This is a genomic window from Magnetovibrio blakemorei, assembly GCF_001746755.1.
Classification (GTDB): Bacteria; Pseudomonadota; Alphaproteobacteria; order Rhodospirillales; family Magnetovibrionaceae; genus Magnetovibrio; species Magnetovibrio blakemorei.
This window is the reverse complement of sequence record NZ_MCGG01000046.1, coordinates 1-16899: the sequence shown is the minus strand read 5'-3', so window position 1 is coordinate 16899 and position 16899 is coordinate 1. Positions and strand designations below refer to the sequence as shown.

Sequence of the window (16899 nt, the reverse complement as noted above, 5' to 3'; positions counted from 1 at the left end):
TTTGGCGTGAATATGGTTAACAATGAAAACGACGGTGCAGCTCCGACGACGATCGTGCTGCCCAAACACGAAAAGAACAATCCCCCGCTGGATGAAAGCGGGCACCCAACGCCGGAGCAGCGTGCCGATTTTGTCGTCAAACGGTTAGAGCAGTTCATCCGCGACGGACGCACCATTTCCGAGGGCATGTCGCTGCGCCAATGGCAAGATATGGCCCGCTTTGAGATCGCCAATGCCGTCGCTGCCGCAGAAAACACCTCTCGCGATGACGATCAAGTCACCCGCCGGGTCCTGTTTACGGTTGCAGCAGCCCTTGTAACCATTGGGTTTTGGGGCACGGTGTTCGCTTTTGACAAAGCTCCGTATCTGATTGTCGCCTTTATCTTCACCGTCACCGGCATCATCACCTTGGCGATTGTCGGCGAATGGAAGTTCATGAAGTTCTTTCGCCGACACCAAGCGCGCAAACGCGAAAAGTCCATGCGTCGGATCGAAGATCTAACGCGGCGCATCAAACGCATGGAAAAAGAGCTCGACAAAGAAGCGGATGGTTTGCGCGAAAAACTTAAAGACCAAGTGAAAGCAAAACGCACCGAGCTGAACACCCCTCCAACGATGTGATCGAGACCATGAACGCCTATTCTTTCTTCACCGCGCAATTGCGTTTTGTCGCCGCAAAAACGCACCGCGAAAATGACGACATCGATCAGATGATGAACGTTCTGCATTCCATCGCCGATCAAATTGATGAGGGGGAGACGTTTCAACTTGAGGCGAATCGAATCCGTCTTGGTGCGCGTGCGTTGGCAGGCGTCGCTGGTTTTTTGCAACAACACATCCTTCCAGAGGTGATCTCGCAAAAAAATATGAATGGTGAAAAACAAATTCGCTGGACCATCGATACGTCCATGTCCTTGATGGCGAAGATGATGACGCATGCGGAAATGACGCACGACAAAGAACCTTTAAAATTGACTTTAGATGCGCCGCCGGACCTGTCGGTCTAATCATTTTTGTTTTTGAAACAGTCTTTAAAAACAAGTTTGATGAAGTTGTTTTTAACTCAGAAATTATCTTCAATTCGTCGCTGCGTGGATGTCGTGTGAATAGGTTTGCATCGGTTCTTCAGGTTGTTGTTTTGGGACGAATGACGGTTCAGGTTGGTTCTGAATGACTGCTTTAGCATGTTGTTTTCATTTGCTTATTTTAATGTTTCTGAGGATTTTGTTTTTCCCAATGCTCATGTGTCTCGAGCGCAAAGTATTGATGTCTCACGATGCGATGTTGGCTTTGAGAACGATGCGTGCATCGTTCCCTCTGCCACACCGACAAAGCACGTTCCCTGAAACATTGGCGCAGCTGTAAACGCCGTCCATGTCCAATGCATTTTGCACAAGCAAAGATACAAACGTTTCAATGGGTGTTCAGGCATCACGATGTCATTTTGATGGGGTGAGATTTGGGCAATGATCTGCATCGTCATTGCGTTGGTGATATCAACGTGTGTTGTGCTCACGTTTTACTCTTCACCAATCATAAACATTTGGGATATAGTTTGCTGTGTTGCACATCACTGCATTGTTATGTGTGAGAAAGTTGTATCATTGTACAGAAGCGACGCATGTTGTGACGCTTCGTGGGGATCGAACGGAACCAGGGGAGTAAACTCAACATGGCTAACCCAGTACTTACTGACGTTAAGGGCATCGGACCCGCGACGGCAGCTGCATTAAAAGAAAAACGTGTCACCGTCCGCGCTATCGCAAAAATGACGCCTGCGAAGCTTGCGACTTATCCGGGGGTCGGCGCAGCCACGGCGGCTGCGGTTATTGAAGCTGCAAAGGCTGTGATCGCCGCTGCAGACGCAGCCCCCGCTGTCAAAAAAGCACCGGCTAAAAAACCTGTTGCGAAAAAACCTGCGGCTAAAAAGGCACCTGCCAAAAAAGCCCCGGCCAAAAAAGCACCGGCTAAGAAGCCCGCTGCCAAAGCTGCTCCCGCTAAAAAAGCTCCTGCTAAGAAAGCTCCGGTAAAAAAGGCCCCCGCGAAAGCGGCCGTCGCCAAAAAGCCAGTTGCTAAGAAGCCTGCAGCTAAAAAAACCACAGCTAAGAAGCCAGCGGCTAAAAAACCTGCAGCTAAAAAGCCCGCAGTGAAGAAAGCTCCGGCTGCCAAAGCACCTGCCGCCAAAGCACCAGCAGCAAAAGCGCCTGCTAAAAAGGCTCCGGCCAAGAAAGCACCGGCGAAAAGAGCGCCTGCGAAAAGGGCTCCTGCTAAAAAAGCACCTGCTACAGCTTAAGTGCATTTCGTTTCTCAAAGGCCGCTCAAGTCTTGCGCTTGAGCGGCCTTTTTGTGTCTGTGGGGCACCCGGGTGTGGGGGAAGGCAAAGCTTGAACGCCGGGCCGTCAATCCCCATGTTGTGAAAACAAAATGTGATTGAGGAGTGTCCTGACATGCGTTCGTGTGACGAGTGTCCCGGTTCCGTGAAATGTTCAAGCGTGCACCTTTACCCCATCTTGGTGCGCGTATACGGGCTATATGCGAGCGGCACGCGCGATAAATTCGATATTCTCTTTTCCTTGAGTGATGAGGATGAGGCTGCGTTGGAACAGTGCAATGCCCAGGTTTCGCGCGATTGCTGGACCAAATCGGCCCTTTTGGCGATTGGCGAACTGGTGGGGCAATTGGTGACCGAAGGTCGGGCGATGGATGAGGTTGAGCAAGGGCTCTATGACACCATCCGGACCGCGCGGGATGCCTTTGCGCATTTTCCTTGGCATATGGAAGAATTGGTCGAGCAATCGGCGGATTTATACGCCTATATCCATGAGCAGTGCCCCGATCCTCAGTTGTGCGAACACATCACCAAGCGGTCGTTTATGAAAGCGTGTAAAGAAATCGCTTACGCGCATTGATGTTTTGCTGCGCTGGGTTATCATCCTCACGAACATCTCTCTTTAGCACGTAGGAGCGGCGAATGCCTCTGGATCTCGTCCCCGGAATTGACGATTTGGTTAACGACATGACCGCTTGGCGGCGCGATCTCCATGCGCATCCGGAAACGGCTTTCGAAGAAACCCGAACCGCCGCCATCGTTGCCGATCTGCTCACCAGTTTCGGCTTGGAAGTGCACACCGGATTGGCCAAGACGGGCGTGGTGGGCGTGCTCAGAAATGGCGAAGGTCCGTCTATTGGTTTGCGCGCCGATATGGATGCGTTGTTTATCAACGAGCAAACGGGACTTGCATATGCGTCCACCCATGCGGGCAAAATGCATGCTTGCGGACATGATGGGCACACCGCCATGTTGTTGGGCGCGGCGAAATACCTGGCGCAAAACAAGCCCTTTACGGGCACCGTCGTGTTTATTTTTCAGCCCGCCGAAGAAGGCGAAGGCGGCGCGCGGGTTATGGTCGATGAAGGCTTGTTTGAAAAATTCCCCGTCGATGCCGTATACGGTCTGCACAATTGGCCGGGCATGGAGGTAGGGACTTTCGCCGTTAAGGCTGGGCCGATCATGGCGGCCTTTGATTCCTTTGAAGCTGAAATTATCGGTCTTGGCGCCCACGGCGGCATGCCCCATCTGGGCGTCGATCCCGTGGTCGTGGCAGCCCAAGTCATCACCGCTTGGCAAAGCATTGTCAGCCGCACCATTGATCCCCAAGACGCTGCCGTCATTTCCGTCACGCAAGTCAACGCCGGCCATGCCTTTAACGTTATTCCAGATACGGTCTATTTGAAGGGTGCAGTGCGGACGTTTGACGAAGGCGTCAGGGCCCGTGTTTGGGCGCGTATGGAAGAATTGGGGACGGGGATATGCCAAGGGTTTGGTGCCCGCTTCGTGATCAACCGCTATGACAGTTATCCAGCCACCATCAATTCCGATACGGAATCCGGCCTGGCCGCCATGGCGGCGGCGCAGGTGGTGGGCAACGTCAACGTCAACCATCACCCGGCGCCCAGCATGGGGGCGGAGGACTTCGCCTATATGCTGAGCGTGCGCCCAGGATGTTACGTGTGGATGGGAAATGGCCCAGGTGCCGGCGGCTGCCTGTTGCACAATCCTCAATATGACTTCAACGATGCCGCATTGGGCGTCGGGGCCAGCTATTGGGTGAAGCTGGTTGAAGGTCAACTGTCCCTGTAGAGAATTATGCTGCTCGGTTGCTCAAAAGAGAGCTCATCCGTGAAATTGGGCCTTGAAATTGTGCCTTAAAATTGGGAAAGCCCCACGCTTTGCGGCGGTGGGGCTTTCCAGGTTGACCAGGGCAGAGGGGGGGGACGCGAGAGACTGCGCCTGACCAACCTAAGTTTTCTCTCACTAATAGATTGGGCTGACAAAATTCGATTGCAATGGAAAATGAGATGCATTCAATTTTTTTCTTTCCCCATCCTCCAATTGGGTTAAAGCCACCGTTAGCGTTTGTGTCTCCGTTGGAATCCGCTTAAAACCAGAACGCAATACGCTCAAGAAACGTCATGAGAGATACATCATGTCCTTCGATGCATACCAACTTGCTTGGCCATTCATTCGCCATTTGAGCCCGGAACGGGCTCATGGCCTCGCTGTGTGCGCCCTGGAAATGGGACTGGTGCCGGTGCCGCCAAAGGTGGATGACGATGTTTTACGGGTGCGCTTGTGGGATATGGAATTTCCCAACCCGCTGGGCTTGGCCGCCGGTTTTGATAAAGATGCCCGCGTTTATGATCAGATGCTGTCCCAAGGTTTTGGCTTTGTGGAAGTGGGATCGATCACGCCGCGTCCGCAACCGGGGAATGCCAAACCGCGCTTGTTCCGTCTGGAAAGCGATGGCGGCGTGATCAATCGCATGGGGTTCAATTCCGAAGGTCATGACGCCTCTGCCCGGCGCTTCAAAAACAGGAACCGCAAACGGGGCATCGTGGGCGTCAATTTGGGTAAAAACAAAGACACCGAAGATGCCGCAGCCGATTATGAAATTGGTGCCCGCACCTTTGGCCCCTTGGCGGACTTTTTGGTGGTCAACGTGTCCAGCCCCAACACGCCGGGGCTGCGCGCGCTTCAAGGACCGGAACCGTTGCGCGACTTGCTGGTGCGCACCAAGGCGGCCTTGAGCCAAGCCACCCAAGGCGGGCGCACACCGCCCTTGGTGTTGAAAATTGCCCCCGACTTAACCGATGAGGACAAAGCCGATATCGCGCACGTGAGCCTGGATGTCGGTGTGGATGGCTTGATCGTCACCAACACCACCCTGGCCCGCCCCGATACTCTGAGCAGTGTGCACAAGGGCGAAAGCGGCGGCTTAAGCGGCCGTCCGTTGTTTGAGGCGTCCACCCGCGTTTTGGGGGAAATGTACGCCGAGACCAAGGGTAAAATGGTTTTGATCGGTGTTGGTGGCATCGAAGACGGTTTGGGCGCGTACAAAAAAATTCTCGCCGGAGCCTCTTTGGTCGAGCTCTATTCCGCCATGGTTTACCAAGGCCCCGCCCTGGCGGCGCGGGTCAACCGGGAACTGGCGGAAATTTTGAAAGCCGATGGTTTTGCGTCGGTCCTGCACGCTGTGGGACAACACGGCGCCTAAAGAAAACTGGTCTTACACCAAAAACTGTTCGCGCAATATCCGTTCTTCTAAATTGTGTTCGGGGTCAAACAGCAAGACGGACGCGACGGAACGGTCTTCGACTACGTCCACTTGACGCACATTGCGCACTGCAACATCGTCGGCCACCGCGTTCACCGGGCGCAACTTGGCGTCGAGCACATCAAAACTCACATGGGCCTGGGCGGGCAATAGCGCGCCGCGCCATTGCCGAGGGCGAAAGGCGCTGATGGGGGTGAGGGCCAAAATCTCAGCGCCCAACGGAATGATCGGGCCGTGAGCGGAAAGATTGTAAGCCGTGCTGCCCGCCGGTGTCGAAACCAGCGCACCGTCGCAGATCATTTCTTCCAGGCGGACCTTGCCGTCCACTTTGATGCGCAATTTGGCCGCAAGGCGGCGATAGCGCAGCAATGAAACCTCGTTAAACGCCAAGGCTTGATGCTTTTTGCCAAATTCGTCGGTCGCGATCATGCGCAGCGGATGCAACGCAATGGGCTGGGCGCGTTGCAACCGTCGCATCAGCCCGCCTTCCCGATAGGTGTTCATCATAAAGCCGACCGAACCCCGGTTCATGCCGTAAATCGGCACGTTGCGGTGCAGGTATTTGTGCAGCGTGCGCAACATAAAGCCATCGCCGCCCAACACCACGATCACGTCGGCCTTGGATGGCGGGACGCTCGGGTAGAGTTGCTTCAATGCTTTAAGCGCGTCCTGGGCTTGTTTTTGACGCGCCGCGACGAAGGCGACGGAATTGAATTTCATGGAGCGGCGTTCCTGCCCTGAATGTCTGTTTGCTGGAGTATAAAGCAAACTTGAAAGAATGTTTACCCGTCAAAATTGAGGGGCGTTATCCACCCGTGACGTTCATATGGCGCTTTAATGCGGGGCCGCCGTGGCCGGGTTCGATGATAAATTCATGGCCCTTGGGTTTCAAGTGCAGGGACTGATCAATAGCGGCGTTGAGCATGCCCAAAGTGGCGTCCTGGCGCAGTGCTTCTCGCAAATCAACAGCGCTGTCTTGGCCCAGGCACATATAAAGGGTGCCCGTGCAGGTCAGGCGCATGCGATTGCAGGTGTCGCAGAAATGTTCGCTGAGCGGGGTGATGAAACCCACTTTTTGTCCAGTCTCGGCGACCTCTACATATTTGGATGGGCCGCCGGTGGACGCGGTCGACGGCGTCATCGTCCAATCTTTTTCCAAGTTTGCCCGAACATCTGATAGCGCCAAGTACTGTTCCGTTCGGTCCCCGCCAATATCACCCAACGGCATGGTTTCGATGAAGGTCAGATCAAAGCCTTGATCCCCGCACCAGCCGACCATATCGCTCAATTCATCTTTGTTGTAAGCTTTTAAGGCGACGGTGTTGATCTTGACTTTAAGCCCGGCGTCTTGCGCAGCTTTGAGGCCGCCCAGAACCTGTTTGAGGTCACCACGGCGGGTGATTTCAGCAAATTTTTCGGCGTTCAGGCTGTCGACGGAAACGTTGATGCGCTCCACGCCCAGCCGTTTGATTTCATGGGCGTGTTTGGCCAGTTGGCTGCCGTTGGTGGTGAGCGTGATTTCGTCCAAATGACCGCTGTCTTTATGGCGCGACAGGCGGGCGATCAGCTCCATGATGCCGCGCCGCACCAAGGGTTCGCCACCGGTTAAGCGGATTTTGCGTACGCCGCGGCGAATAAAGGTGGAACACACCGTGTCCAACTCTTCAATCGACAGCAAATCTTTGCGATCCAAAAACGTCATGTCTTCGGACATGCAATAAAAACAGCGAAAATCGCAGCGGTCTGTCACCGAAACGCGCAGGTAAGTGATGGAACGACCGAATGTGTCTTGCATAGTTTGATCCCCAAATGCCCCCAAATGTCGGCATCTCAAAGAGGACTGTCAAATCTAGCGTTGTATTTTGACGGATACAACGCTGAACACATTCTAAACGCGTTAGCAGGTTTGTGTCGTCCCTATTTTCTGTGGGGGCATATTCCCCCACAGAAAACATAGGATCTTATTTGGCGGTGGGGAAAAACAACTGTTCGCCGTTCAATTTGAAGGCAGCAATTTCGCTTTGCCCTTCCGGAGAAATGAGCCAGTCAATGAACTTCTGCCCCGCTTCGGTTTTGACGTGGGGATGACGTTCGGCACTGACCAAAATGACGCCGTAAGGATTGGCCAGGTTGGGGCTGCCTTGGTGCACGATTTCAAGTCCGTCTTTGTTTTTGAAGGCAATCCAGGTGCCGCGATCGGTGATGGCGTAGCCGCCCATGCCTTGGGCGATGTTGAGGGTCGCGCCCATACCGGCACCCGCTTCGCTGTACCATTTTCCGGAGCTGGCTTTGGGGTCGATGCCTGCTGCCGCCCATAAGCCTTTTTCGCGTTTGTGGGTGCCGCTGTCATCGCCACGCGATACGAACGGGGCCTCCGTTTTGGCGATGGCGGTCATGACTTCTTCAGCCGTATTGGCGGATTTGACATGGGCGGGGTCCGTTACGGGTCCGACCAGCACAAAATCGTTCATCATCACGTCGTAACGTTTGACGCCCCAGCCATCGCTGACGAATTTATCTTCGGACTTTCTGTGATGCACAAACAAAACGTCCGCATCGCCGTGTTCGGCTTGGCGAATGGCCTGGCCGGTGCCGACGGCGATCACATGCACGTCAATGCCGGTTTTTGCGGTGAATTTGGGCAAGATATAGCCAAATAGGCCAGAGTTTTGGGTCGATGTGGTTGAGGCCACGGTGATGAACTCATTGGCGCGGGCATCAGGACTGACCAAGCCGCCCAGCAAAACGGCTGCCGCTAAAAAAATCGATGACAAAAGACGCATGACGACACTCTCCCTGAAAAGTTACCTTGACCTTAGCGTTATGCCAAAATGGACATAACGCTAAGGTCAACATATAGCGATTACGACAAGCGTTGTCGCGAAAAAAATATATACCCAATTTGGGGGGGCGGATTCAGAAGAGGAATAGTGCGGCCAAGAGTGCACCAGATTGGCGTCCGCTTTTTGGGGAGGTGCGGTCGTTTTTGATCAGGTCGAGCGTGTGGAACATGTTCAATATCCGGGCCCGAGGTGTGCCGACCCTTGCCGCCAAGTCATCCTGGCCGATTTTTGGGATAACGTATCGTATTGCGGCTGGATTTTTATGGCGTGAGTGGTGAAATTCTAATTTCAACGCGGCGATTTTTCTGTTTACCAGCCTCGGTATTGTTCGATGAGATCGGCGCGGATTCCCCGTAACCTGCTGCGAGCAAACGCTGTCCGCTAATGCCTTTTGAACTGAGGTAGTTGGCCACGGACATGGCACGACGCTCTGATAACGCTTGGTTATAAGCGGCATCACCTTCACTGTCGGTATGTCCTATAACATCGATGGTGGTTTTGGCGTATTCGCTCAAAACCTGTCCCACGGAATTCAGCACGGGATACGCTTCGCCACGTAATTCATGCCGTCCAGAGTCAAAGTTGATGGCTTGTTCCATATTGAGCAAAATATCATTGCCCTCGCGGGTCACCGAGACCCCGGAGGCTTCCAAACCTTGGCGCAGTTTGGCTTCTTGGACATCCATATAATAGCCGATGCCGCCGCCTGCGACGCCACCGACGCCAGCCCCAATCAAGGCGTTGCGCCGCCGCTCTTTCGCATTGTCGCCCGTCAGCAGACCGACACCAGCTCCGGCGAGTATTCCGATACCCGCGCCGATGGCTGCTTTTGCCGGCTGCTCTTCACGTGTGTAGGGATTGACCGTGCAAGCCGTGAAGAGGCCTGCAACCAGCATGACCGCGAGCGAGCCTATTATTTTGTTTGCCATAATGTGCCTTCATACTTGAATGAGATAAGCAATTTCTGCTGTTGGGTCAGCGCGGTCGGGCCTCATTACAATTTTGGCGTCAAATGCCCGTTGATTTGTATGATAGGCGCTTGTCCTTAGCGTTACCGTTCAATAGTGCACATATGCATAGAGACGTTGCGATTCGAGAATTTCCGACAAATAGGTGGGGAAGCACCGATCATCGGAACGCTCAGAATGGTTTTATGACGGAGTTTTTGAGAGGCCGATGTGACGAATGAAGAATGCACACCATTTGGCGTCTGAATTTCACAAGAGGGAGAAGTGCTCAGCGGACATGTTTGGGGTCGCGGCGTGAGCCTTCGCCGCGTTTCCACCACAAAAGTTCCCCTTTGACGAAAGCCTGGGCCAAGTCATTTTCCGGTTGTTCAAAAAACTGTTGAACGGGGGCTTGTTCCAACAAACGTCCGCGATGCAGAAACAGAACCTCATCGCCCAAGCGCTTGGCTTGTCCCAAATCGTGTGTGGTCATGACGATTTTGGTGCCCTGATCGCTCAAGCGCTGGATCAGTTCTTCGATTTGGTAGGTGGCGCTGGGGTCCAAGCTGGCAGTAGGTTCATCCAAAAAGACAATTTGCGGATTGAGCGCCCAAGCCCTGGCGATGGCGAGCCGCTGTTGTTCGCCAAACGAAAGCACGTGGGCAGGGGCGTCGGCCTGACGGGTGAGGCCCGTTTTGGTGAGAACGTCTTCGATGATATCGCCGCGCTTGGACTTGTCGACGGCGTGAAGTGACAAGGCATAATCAATGTTGGCCCGTGCGCTGCGACGCAACATGACGGGGCGCTGAAACACCATCGCCTGGGCCTTGGGGCGTCCTTTGGAACCCGACCATAGAATCTGTCCTTCACTGGGGGAGAGCAAGCCGTGACACAAGCGCAGCAAGATGCTTTTGCCCGCACCGTTGGGGCCAATCACCATGGTGCGCGTGCCGGCACTGAGGCTTAAGTTGAAATCCTTGATCAGGGGGATGTTGCCGCGCCCGCGAAACCACACGTTGTCAAGGTACAGCGGCAAGATTGAGGCTGGTGCAGTTGGTGATTTTGTCATGCTCGGCCTTTCATCTGGCGACGGTCTTTGATCAGTTGTGCCAGGGCGCCGATGGTGATGGAAATGCTCAGCAACACGATGCCCAAGGCCAACGCCAAGGCCAAGTCGCCTTTGGAGACCTCCAGGGCGATGGTGGTGGTCATCACGCGGGTGACATGGTCGATGTTGCCGCCCACCATCATCACCGCACCGACTTCTGCGGTGGCGCGGCCAAATCCAGCCAACACGGCGGTGAACAGGCGAAACCGCCCATCCATGATCAGGGTCGGCATGGCCCTGAGAGGCGATGCGCCCAAACTGGTGAGCTGTTCGGCGTATTCCGCCCATAAATCTTCGATGACTTGACGGCTGAGCGCGGCGATGATCGGGGTCACCAAAATGACTTGGGCAATGATCATGGCTGTGGGCGTGTACAAAAGCCCAAAGACGCCTAAGGGACCAGACCGCGACAAGATCAGGTAAACAATCAACCCCACCACAACTGGCGGCAGGCCCATCAGGGCGTTTAAGATGACTTGCACAGGGCCTCTGCCCGGAAAGCGGAGCAACGCAACCGAAGCCCCCAACGGGACGCCGAGAATCGTTGCGATCAAGACGGCGCATATACTGACATACAACGACAAGCCGACAATTTGCGCCAATTCGCTATTGATCGAAAAGATCAACGAGATCGCTGTCCCAAAGGCGGTGGTGATTTCGCTCATGTCTGCCTTGCCTAAAGTCTTGTGCGCACTGTGTGGCCTTATAACATGCAAAGATTGTGTAGGCATCTCTAAAGCACACCGTTGAGCTTATCTTGTTACTATGAGAATGATGATTTGAGGATATTTTAAGGTGATATACTTTTAGAGTAACAACGGCGTGTCGTTCGGAACGGCATGCGTTGAATAAGTGGGCGTTGAGCAAGGAGTGTTGATCATGTTTGCACCGGTACCGACTATATTGCGTGCACCCTCGACAATGGACGGTGATTCTGTTGGCGGAGGGGGAGAGCAGTTTGTTGCTGCTACGGAGGGTCAGGTGCTGCTGCCAGAAGGCTTTAGCCCCGCTGACGCCAACTTTGCACATATTGGTCCAGATTTGGTGCTGACGTCAGAAGACGGCGCTCAGGTCGTGGTGGCCGATTTTTTTATGATGCAAACGCCACCGGATTTGGTGGGCACGCAAGGGGCCCGCGTCGCGGGCGACTTGGCGGTGAGGTTATCTGTTGGCGATGCTCCGCAACACGTGGCGGGGGAAATGCCCCAATCCGGTGAAGTCATTGGCCGGGTGACAGCCGCCAACGGGGAAGTGACGGTGATCCGCGCTGATGGCACCCATGTTACGCTGCAACTGGGCGATGAGATTTTCCTCGGTGACATTTTGCAAACGGGTGACGACGCCAGCATTGCGATTTTGTTGGCCGACGGCACGGCGTTTTCCATGGGCGACGGCGCGACGTTAGTGCTGGACGAAATGGTTTATGATCCCGCACTTCAAGAAGGCAGTCTCTCCATTTCGGTACTGAAGGGGATGTTCACCTTTGTATCAGGTGAAATTTCCAAGGTCGACCCCGATGCCATGACCTTGCACACACCGGTGGCCACCATCGGCATTCGCGGCACGCAAATTGGTTTGGAATTGCACCACGGCAATCTGCTCAATGTGGTGATGATGGAAGAGGCCGACGGCTTTGTCGGTGAAGTGACGATCTTGAATGACGGCGGTGTGATCACGCTCAATCAAGCTTATTTTTCCGCCCTGGTGAGCGCCTATGATGTCGCGCCGGTGGCGGGGGAAATGCACTCCATTGAAAGCGTTGTCAGCACCTTTGGCAAACTTCTGTCTGTATTGCCTGTCGAAGATACGAACGCGAATAATTACGAGCAGTTTATGACGGTGCTGGATGATTTGACCTCATTCGAAACCGCCGCAGGCAAACCAGATGTCGACACACAAAGCTTGGCGACATCCGAAGAAGCTGTGCCTGAAGAAGAGATCTTCGATGATGCGCCGCAAGATGGGATCGCACAAGGGTTGGCCGGATTTGAAAATGCGCCAATCGATGAAGGTGAAGTGCGTTCTGAGGATGGGCCAACAGACACGCAGTTAAATGAGCATATTTCTGCTGCGGGCGATGTTTTGACGGCAGAACAATTGGCGGCCGAAGCCAATTCCGTGTTTGGCGAAACCATTGAGCCCATCCAAACCAATGAATCGGTGTTGCCCCCCAGCTCTGAAGAGATGCGACCCTCACAGGCGACCTCGTCTGATCCGACCTCGTCGGACACCAATCAAGCCGATATTGCCGAGAGCAATCCGGTTGCGTCAGAACCGGAACCGGAACCGGAACCCATAAACACGGCTCCGGTGGCTGAACCCGGTGCGGTGATGACGGCGGAAGACAATGTCTTTACCGGCAAGTTGTCGGCATCGGATTTGGAAGGCGGCATTTTGACGTTTGCTCTGGCCGAAGATGGTGGGCCTGAAAACGGCTCGGTGACGGTTCATCCGGACGGAACATTCAGCTATGTGCCCAACATGGACTTTGGTGGTGACGACAGTTTTACCTATTTTGTCACCGATGATGCCGGGGCCATGGCGATGGCTACGGTCACGGTTGCGATTACGCCCGTCGTTGATGTGCCGCATGTGGCCGTTGCCGATGTCAGCGGATATGAAGACAGCGCCATCGTTTTGACGCTGGCCACATCCATGCCCACGGGCACATCGGAAACCGTTGCCTATGTCACCCTGGACGGCGTTCCCGACGGGGCGCAAATGTCTGCAGGTGTGGACAATGGCGATGGGTCGTGGACGTTGTCACCCCATGACCTGTTCGGTCTGACCTTAACGCCGCCCAAAGATTTTAGCGGCACGGTTGATTTGCACGTCAGCGCGACGTCAACGGATGGCGGTGTGGCGACGTCGAGCTTCGCCCTTCATGTCAGCCCCGTCGCCGACGTTCCGGCTTTGGCTGTGGCCGATGCCAGCGGGGTCGAAGACGGCAGTATTGCGCTGAGCATCGCCACCGCCCTGGCGGGCGGCAGTACGGAAACGATTGATGCGGTTGTGTTGTCCGGCATTCCCGACGGGGCGAAGTTGTCAGTCGGAACCGACAATGGCGACGGCACCTGGAGCCTTTCTTCGGAGCAGTTGAGCGGTCTTTCCATCACGCCGCCCCAAGACTATTTTGGCGCATTTAGCGTCGCTGTCAGCGTGACGTCCAGCGATGGCGGCGTGGCCCGCGGCAGTTTTTACGTCAACGTCAGCCCGGTCGCCGACACCCCCGTCGTCGCGGCCGCAGACGTGACCGGAACGGAAGACGCGGCCATCGCCCTGACGCTGACGGCCAGCATGCCGACAGGCACGTCGCATACGGTAGAGACCTTGACCGTGACCGGCGTTCCCGATGGGGCGGTGTTGTCAAAGGGCACGGATAACGGCGATGGTACCTGGACGCTCACGCGCGAACAGTTGTCTTACTTGACCCTGACCCCACCCACCGATTTCAGTGGCGTGTTTACACTGGGAATCGTCGCGACATCGACCGACGGCGGCACCGCTACTGGCAGTTTTGATGTGACGGTTGAACCTTTGGCCGACGTGCCGCAATTGGCGCTGGCCGATGCGGTTGGGGCGGAAGACGGCACCATCGCTTTGACTTTGGCGGCCAACATGCCCGCCGACACGACCGAGGCGCTGTACACCATCACCATCGAAGGCGTGCCCGAAGGCGCCGTGCTGAATGGCGGTGTGGATAACGGCGACGGCAGTTGGACGTTGACGCCGGATTTGATGGACGGCCTGACCTTGACGCCGCCTCAAGATTTCAACGGTGCGTTTGATTTGCAGGTGATTGCCGTGTCCACCGATGGCGGCACGGCGACGGGCACCATTGGCGTTACGGTGACGCCCATGGCCGATACGCCGGTCATTGCCGTGTCAGACGCCAATGGCGCGGAAGACAGCGCCATTGCCTTGGCCATTGCCGCCAGTATGCCGGGCGGAACGTCGGAAACGGTGGAAAGCGTAGTCATCGCAGGCGTGCCCAAGGGCGCGACGCTCAGCGCCGGATCTGATAACGGCGACGGCACCTGGACCCTGGACAGCGGGGATTTGACGGGCTTGAGTTTAACACCGCCGCCGGATTACAACGGCGCATTCACCTTGGCGGTGAGTGTGGTGTCGAGCGACGCCAGCGTCAGCAGCGCGACCTTGGCGGTTCATGTCGGTTCGGTGGCGGATATTCCCGTGATCGCGGTCAGCGACGCCCTTGGCGCGGAAGATACCGGCATTGCTTTAACCATTGCCGCCAACATGCCGACCAACACGTCGGAGACTCTGGACTCCATCACCGTATCGGGCGTGCCCAGTGGGGCCACCTTGTCGGCTGGTACGGATAACGGGGACGGGTCGTGGACCTTGAACCCTGATCAATTGAGCGGCTTGATCTTGATGCCGCCGCCCGATTACAGCGGATCGATACCGCTTATGGTCAGCGCCGTGTCGTCTGACGGGGGGACGTGTTCGACAACATTCAATGCCGCTGTCACCGCCGTGGCGGATGCTCCGGTTTTGCAAATTTCAGATGTGGTGGTGACCATCGAAGCCCCACCAGGCCAGCAAATCGATGGCGGTGCGGGCGCGGACGAACTTTACGGCACCATGGGCGGGGATGTTATTGACGGCGGTTCCGGTCAAGACATCATTTATGGCGACAGTGATTATCAGGTCTCGCCAGATGATGATGATGAAAAAGGCGACGGCCGGAAGGACGACGAAAAAGACGACGAAAAAGATGATCAGAAGGACGGCGACAAATCCGATCATGATCATCAGGGGAAAGGTTGGGCCTTTGGCCACGATGATGATAAGGACGATGAGCACGGGTACGGCCGCGACGATGACGATGATGACGACGACGAAGATGACTTGTTTGAGCTGGATGCGCTGGTCGTACCGTTGGATGTCAGTGCGGCGCTCAGAGACGTTGACGGGTCTGAATCGCTCAGCATTGAAATTTCAAATGTTCCCGAAGGCGCATCGTTGAGCATGGGCGCGGACAACGGTGACGGAACCTGGACGTTGTTGGCCGATGACCTTGACCGTTTAGAGGATTTGACCCTCAGCCTCCCTGCCGACATAGAATTTGATCCGCTCAGCATTGGCGTGACGGCGACGTCCAGCGAATTGTCCAGCGGTGACACGGCCAGTACGTCGGGCACCATCAACGTCACTTTTGGCGGTGACGAAGGGGGCAACGATTATATCGACGGCGGTGCCGGAGATGATGAAATTCACGGCGGCGGTGGGGCCGACACCCTCATCGGCGGTCAAGGGAACGATCAGATTTATGGCGATACGGGCAACGACACCTTGGACGGTGGTCAAGGGGCCGACACCCTTATGGGCGGCCAAGGCAACGATATGCTGTCCGGCGGTCAGGGGGATGATGTGTTGGTCGGTGGTCGAGGCGACGACGTGTTGGAAGGCGGGCAAGGCGCCGATGCGTTTGTCTTCCGGGCCGGCGACGGCAACGACATCGTGCTCGACTTGGGCCACCAAGACGTGCTGCGCTTCGAAGGCCAAGAGTTCAACATGGACGACTTCACCTTGCAGTCGGATCCCGAAGGATCCGCCACCACCATCACCTTTGGTGCGGACGCCGGTGTGTCGGTGACGCTGAACGATGTGGCCGTTGATAATTCAAGTGGCTACACCGTCAGCCAAGACGGTGACGCGGTGGTCGTGACCTTTGATAAAGACAGCATCAACTAGGTGGTCGCTGGATTCTCACGTCAAGTGCAACACTCCAAGTTTTCGAGGAATGCCTCGGCGGGTGTTTTGAAGCCGAGGCATTTACGTGGTATTGAGTTCACGGCCCATGTGATTTCATCGATGTCTCTGGCGGTATAATTTGTGATGTCAGTTTTTCTCGGCATGTCGCGTCGAAGAATGCCGTTGGTGTTTTCAATGGTTCCGCGTTGCCATGGTGAGTGGGGATCGCAGAAGTAGTTCGCCCTGAACAATGCCTAAGCCATTGATGTTTGGTATCGGATCATAAGTCGGGAAGTATCCGTTTTTACTATTTTGACTGTCTTTTCTGTCACGCTCATGATCCAGGCAAGCCAAAATGCCAGGGCGTTGAGGATCAGGCGCATGTTGTGGCCTGCGGCAACCAGCAGAGCGTTGATGGCGTCGCCAGTTTGGCCTTTTAGGAAGTTTCGATCAAGCCTGCCATCGGTTTTCATATGCCCGATGGTCGCCTCGATGGCCGATCTTCGTTTCAACTCACGCTTCATTTGGGGGCTCAATCCGCGCTTGTGTCCGGACAGCATGACCGAGGCCTCGCCCTCGTAATTATGGCCGCGATAGCCCCTATCGGCATAAATCCGCTCGGGATCGACACCAGTCATTTGCGCGGCCTGGGCGACGGTGTCGGA

The 16899-nt window shown here is 55.4% G+C and carries 14 protein-coding genes; 7 read left to right on the top strand and 7 right to left on the bottom strand.

The window, feature by feature from the left end; all coding sequences use genetic code 11:
• Positions 1-12 precede the first annotated feature (12 nt).
• From BEN30_RS12270 to BEN30_RS12245, 6 genes are all read left to right on the top strand, one after another.
• The gene (locus BEN30_RS12270; RefSeq protein WP_084005488.1) at positions 13-621 is read left to right on the top strand and encodes a hypothetical protein; all 609 of its coding nucleotides are present in this window, start codon (positions 13-15) and stop codon (positions 619-621) included.
• Positions 622-629: 8 nt separating this feature from the next.
• Positions 630-1007 carry a hypothetical protein gene (locus BEN30_RS12265; protein WP_069958647.1) on the top strand — a complete coding sequence of 126 codons (378 nt, stop codon included), beginning with the start codon at positions 630-632 and terminating at the stop codon, positions 1005-1007.
• Between the two features lie 665 nt (positions 1008-1672).
• The gene (locus BEN30_RS12260; RefSeq protein WP_084005498.1) at positions 1673-2293 is read left to right on the top strand and encodes a helix-hairpin-helix domain-containing protein; all 621 of its coding nucleotides are present in this window, start codon (positions 1673-1675) and stop codon (positions 2291-2293) included.
• A gap of 154 nt (positions 2294-2447) precedes the next feature.
• Positions 2448-2909 (top strand): hypothetical protein, encoded by a 462-nt coding sequence (locus tag BEN30_RS12255; RefSeq protein ID WP_069958622.1) that lies wholly within the window; start codon positions 2448-2450, stop codon positions 2907-2909.
• Between the two features lie 62 nt (positions 2910-2971).
• Positions 2972-4141, top strand: a complete 1170-nt coding sequence (locus BEN30_RS12250) for a M20 aminoacylase family protein (RefSeq protein ID WP_069958621.1) — start codon at positions 2972-2974, stop codon at positions 4139-4141.
• Between the two features lie 346 nt (positions 4142-4487).
• Positions 4488-5555 carry a quinone-dependent dihydroorotate dehydrogenase gene (locus BEN30_RS12245; RefSeq protein ID WP_069958620.1) on the top strand — a complete coding sequence of 356 codons (1068 nt, stop codon included), beginning with the start codon at positions 4488-4490 and terminating at the stop codon, positions 5553-5555.
• Positions 5556-5567: 12 nt separating this feature from the next.
• Here the strand turns inward: BEN30_RS12245 and BEN30_RS12240 are convergent, their stop codons facing one another.
• The 6 genes from BEN30_RS12240 to BEN30_RS12215 form a co-directional block, all read right to left on the bottom strand.
• Positions 5568-6335 (bottom strand): NAD kinase, encoded by a 768-nt coding sequence (locus tag BEN30_RS12240; protein ID WP_069958619.1) that lies wholly within the window; start codon positions 6333-6335, stop codon positions 5568-5570.
• A gap of 85 nt (positions 6336-6420) precedes the next feature.
• Entirely contained in the window at positions 6421-7410 is a 990-nt protein-coding gene (moaA, locus tag BEN30_RS12235) for a GTP 3',8-cyclase MoaA (protein WP_069958618.1), read from the bottom strand.
• 166 nt (positions 7411-7576) lie between these two features.
• The gene (locus BEN30_RS12230; protein WP_069958617.1) at positions 7577-8398 is read right to left on the bottom strand and encodes a substrate-binding domain-containing protein; all 822 of its coding nucleotides are present in this window, start codon (positions 8396-8398) and stop codon (positions 7577-7579) included.
• A 320-nt stretch (positions 8399-8718) separates the two neighbouring features.
• Entirely contained in the window at positions 8719-9387 is a 669-nt protein-coding gene (locus tag BEN30_RS12225; protein WP_170827051.1) for an OmpA family protein, read from the bottom strand.
• A gap of 307 nt (positions 9388-9694) precedes the next feature.
• Positions 9695-10474 (bottom strand): ABC transporter ATP-binding protein, encoded by a 780-nt coding sequence (locus BEN30_RS12220; RefSeq protein ID WP_069958616.1) that lies wholly within the window; start codon positions 10472-10474, stop codon positions 9695-9697.
• Positions 10471-11178: an ABC transporter permease gene (locus BEN30_RS12215; protein ID WP_069958615.1), complete on the bottom strand. Its 708-nt coding sequence runs from the start codon at positions 11176-11178 to the stop codon at positions 10471-10473. Before BEN30_RS12215 ends, BEN30_RS12220 begins: the two co-directional genes overlap by 4 nt.
• Positions 11179-11392: 214 nt before the next feature.
• Here BEN30_RS12215 and BEN30_RS18680 point away from each other — a divergent pair, with 214 nt between their 5' ends.
• The gene (locus BEN30_RS18680) at positions 11393-16234 is read left to right on the top strand and encodes a tandem-95 repeat protein (RefSeq protein WP_170827050.1); all 4842 of its coding nucleotides are present in this window, start codon (positions 11393-11395) and stop codon (positions 16232-16234) included.
• A 254-nt stretch (positions 16235-16488) separates the two neighbouring features.
• Here the strand turns inward: BEN30_RS18680 and BEN30_RS12205 are convergent.
• Positions 16489-16899 (bottom strand): transposase (locus BEN30_RS12205; protein ID WP_170827049.1); only part of this gene is annotated, 411 nt, incomplete at its 5' end.

What these genes read in the sequence shown, in the direction of transcription:
- BEN30_RS12270 (WP_084005488.1), top strand. Translation starts at nt 13, where the DNA reads ATGGTTAACAATGAAAACGACGGTGCAGCTCCGACGACGATCGTGCTG.
- BEN30_RS12240 (WP_069958619.1), bottom strand. Translation starts at nt 6,335, where the DNA reads ATGAAATTCAATTCCGTCGCCTTCGTCGCGGCGCGTCAAAAACAAGCC.
- BEN30_RS12245 (WP_069958620.1), top strand. Translation starts at nt 4,488, where the DNA reads ATGTCCTTCGATGCATACCAACTTGCTTGGCCATTCATTCGCCATTTG.
- BEN30_RS12265 (WP_069958647.1), top strand. Translation starts at nt 630, where the DNA reads ATGAACGCCTATTCTTTCTTCACCGCGCAATTGCGTTTTGTCGCCGCA.
- BEN30_RS18680 (WP_170827050.1), top strand. Translation starts at nt 11,393, where the DNA reads ATGTTTGCACCGGTACCGACTATATTGCGTGCACCCTCGACAATGGAC.
- BEN30_RS12255 (WP_069958622.1), top strand. Translation starts at nt 2,448, where the DNA reads ATGCGTTCGTGTGACGAGTGTCCCGGTTCCGTGAAATGTTCAAGCGTG.
- BEN30_RS12225 (WP_170827051.1), bottom strand. Translation starts at nt 9,387, where the DNA reads ATGGCAAACAAAATAATAGGCTCGCTCGCGGTCATGCTGGTTGCAGGC.
- BEN30_RS12220 (WP_069958616.1), bottom strand. Translation starts at nt 10,474, where the DNA reads ATGACAAAATCACCAACTGCACCAGCCTCAATCTTGCCGCTGTACCTT.
- BEN30_RS12260 (WP_084005498.1), top strand. Translation starts at nt 1,673, where the DNA reads ATGGCTAACCCAGTACTTACTGACGTTAAGGGCATCGGACCCGCGACG.
- moaA (WP_069958618.1), bottom strand. Translation starts at nt 7,410, where the DNA reads ATGCAAGACACATTCGGTCGTTCCATCACTTACCTGCGCGTTTCGGTG.
- BEN30_RS12250 (WP_069958621.1), top strand. Translation starts at nt 2,972, where the DNA reads ATGCCTCTGGATCTCGTCCCCGGAATTGACGATTTGGTTAACGACATG.
- BEN30_RS12215 (WP_069958615.1), bottom strand. Translation starts at nt 11,178, where the DNA reads ATGAGCGAAATCACCACCGCCTTTGGGACAGCGATCTCGTTGATCTTT.
- BEN30_RS12230 (WP_069958617.1), bottom strand. Translation starts at nt 8,398, where the DNA reads ATGCGTCTTTTGTCATCGATTTTTTTAGCGGCAGCCGTTTTGCTGGGC.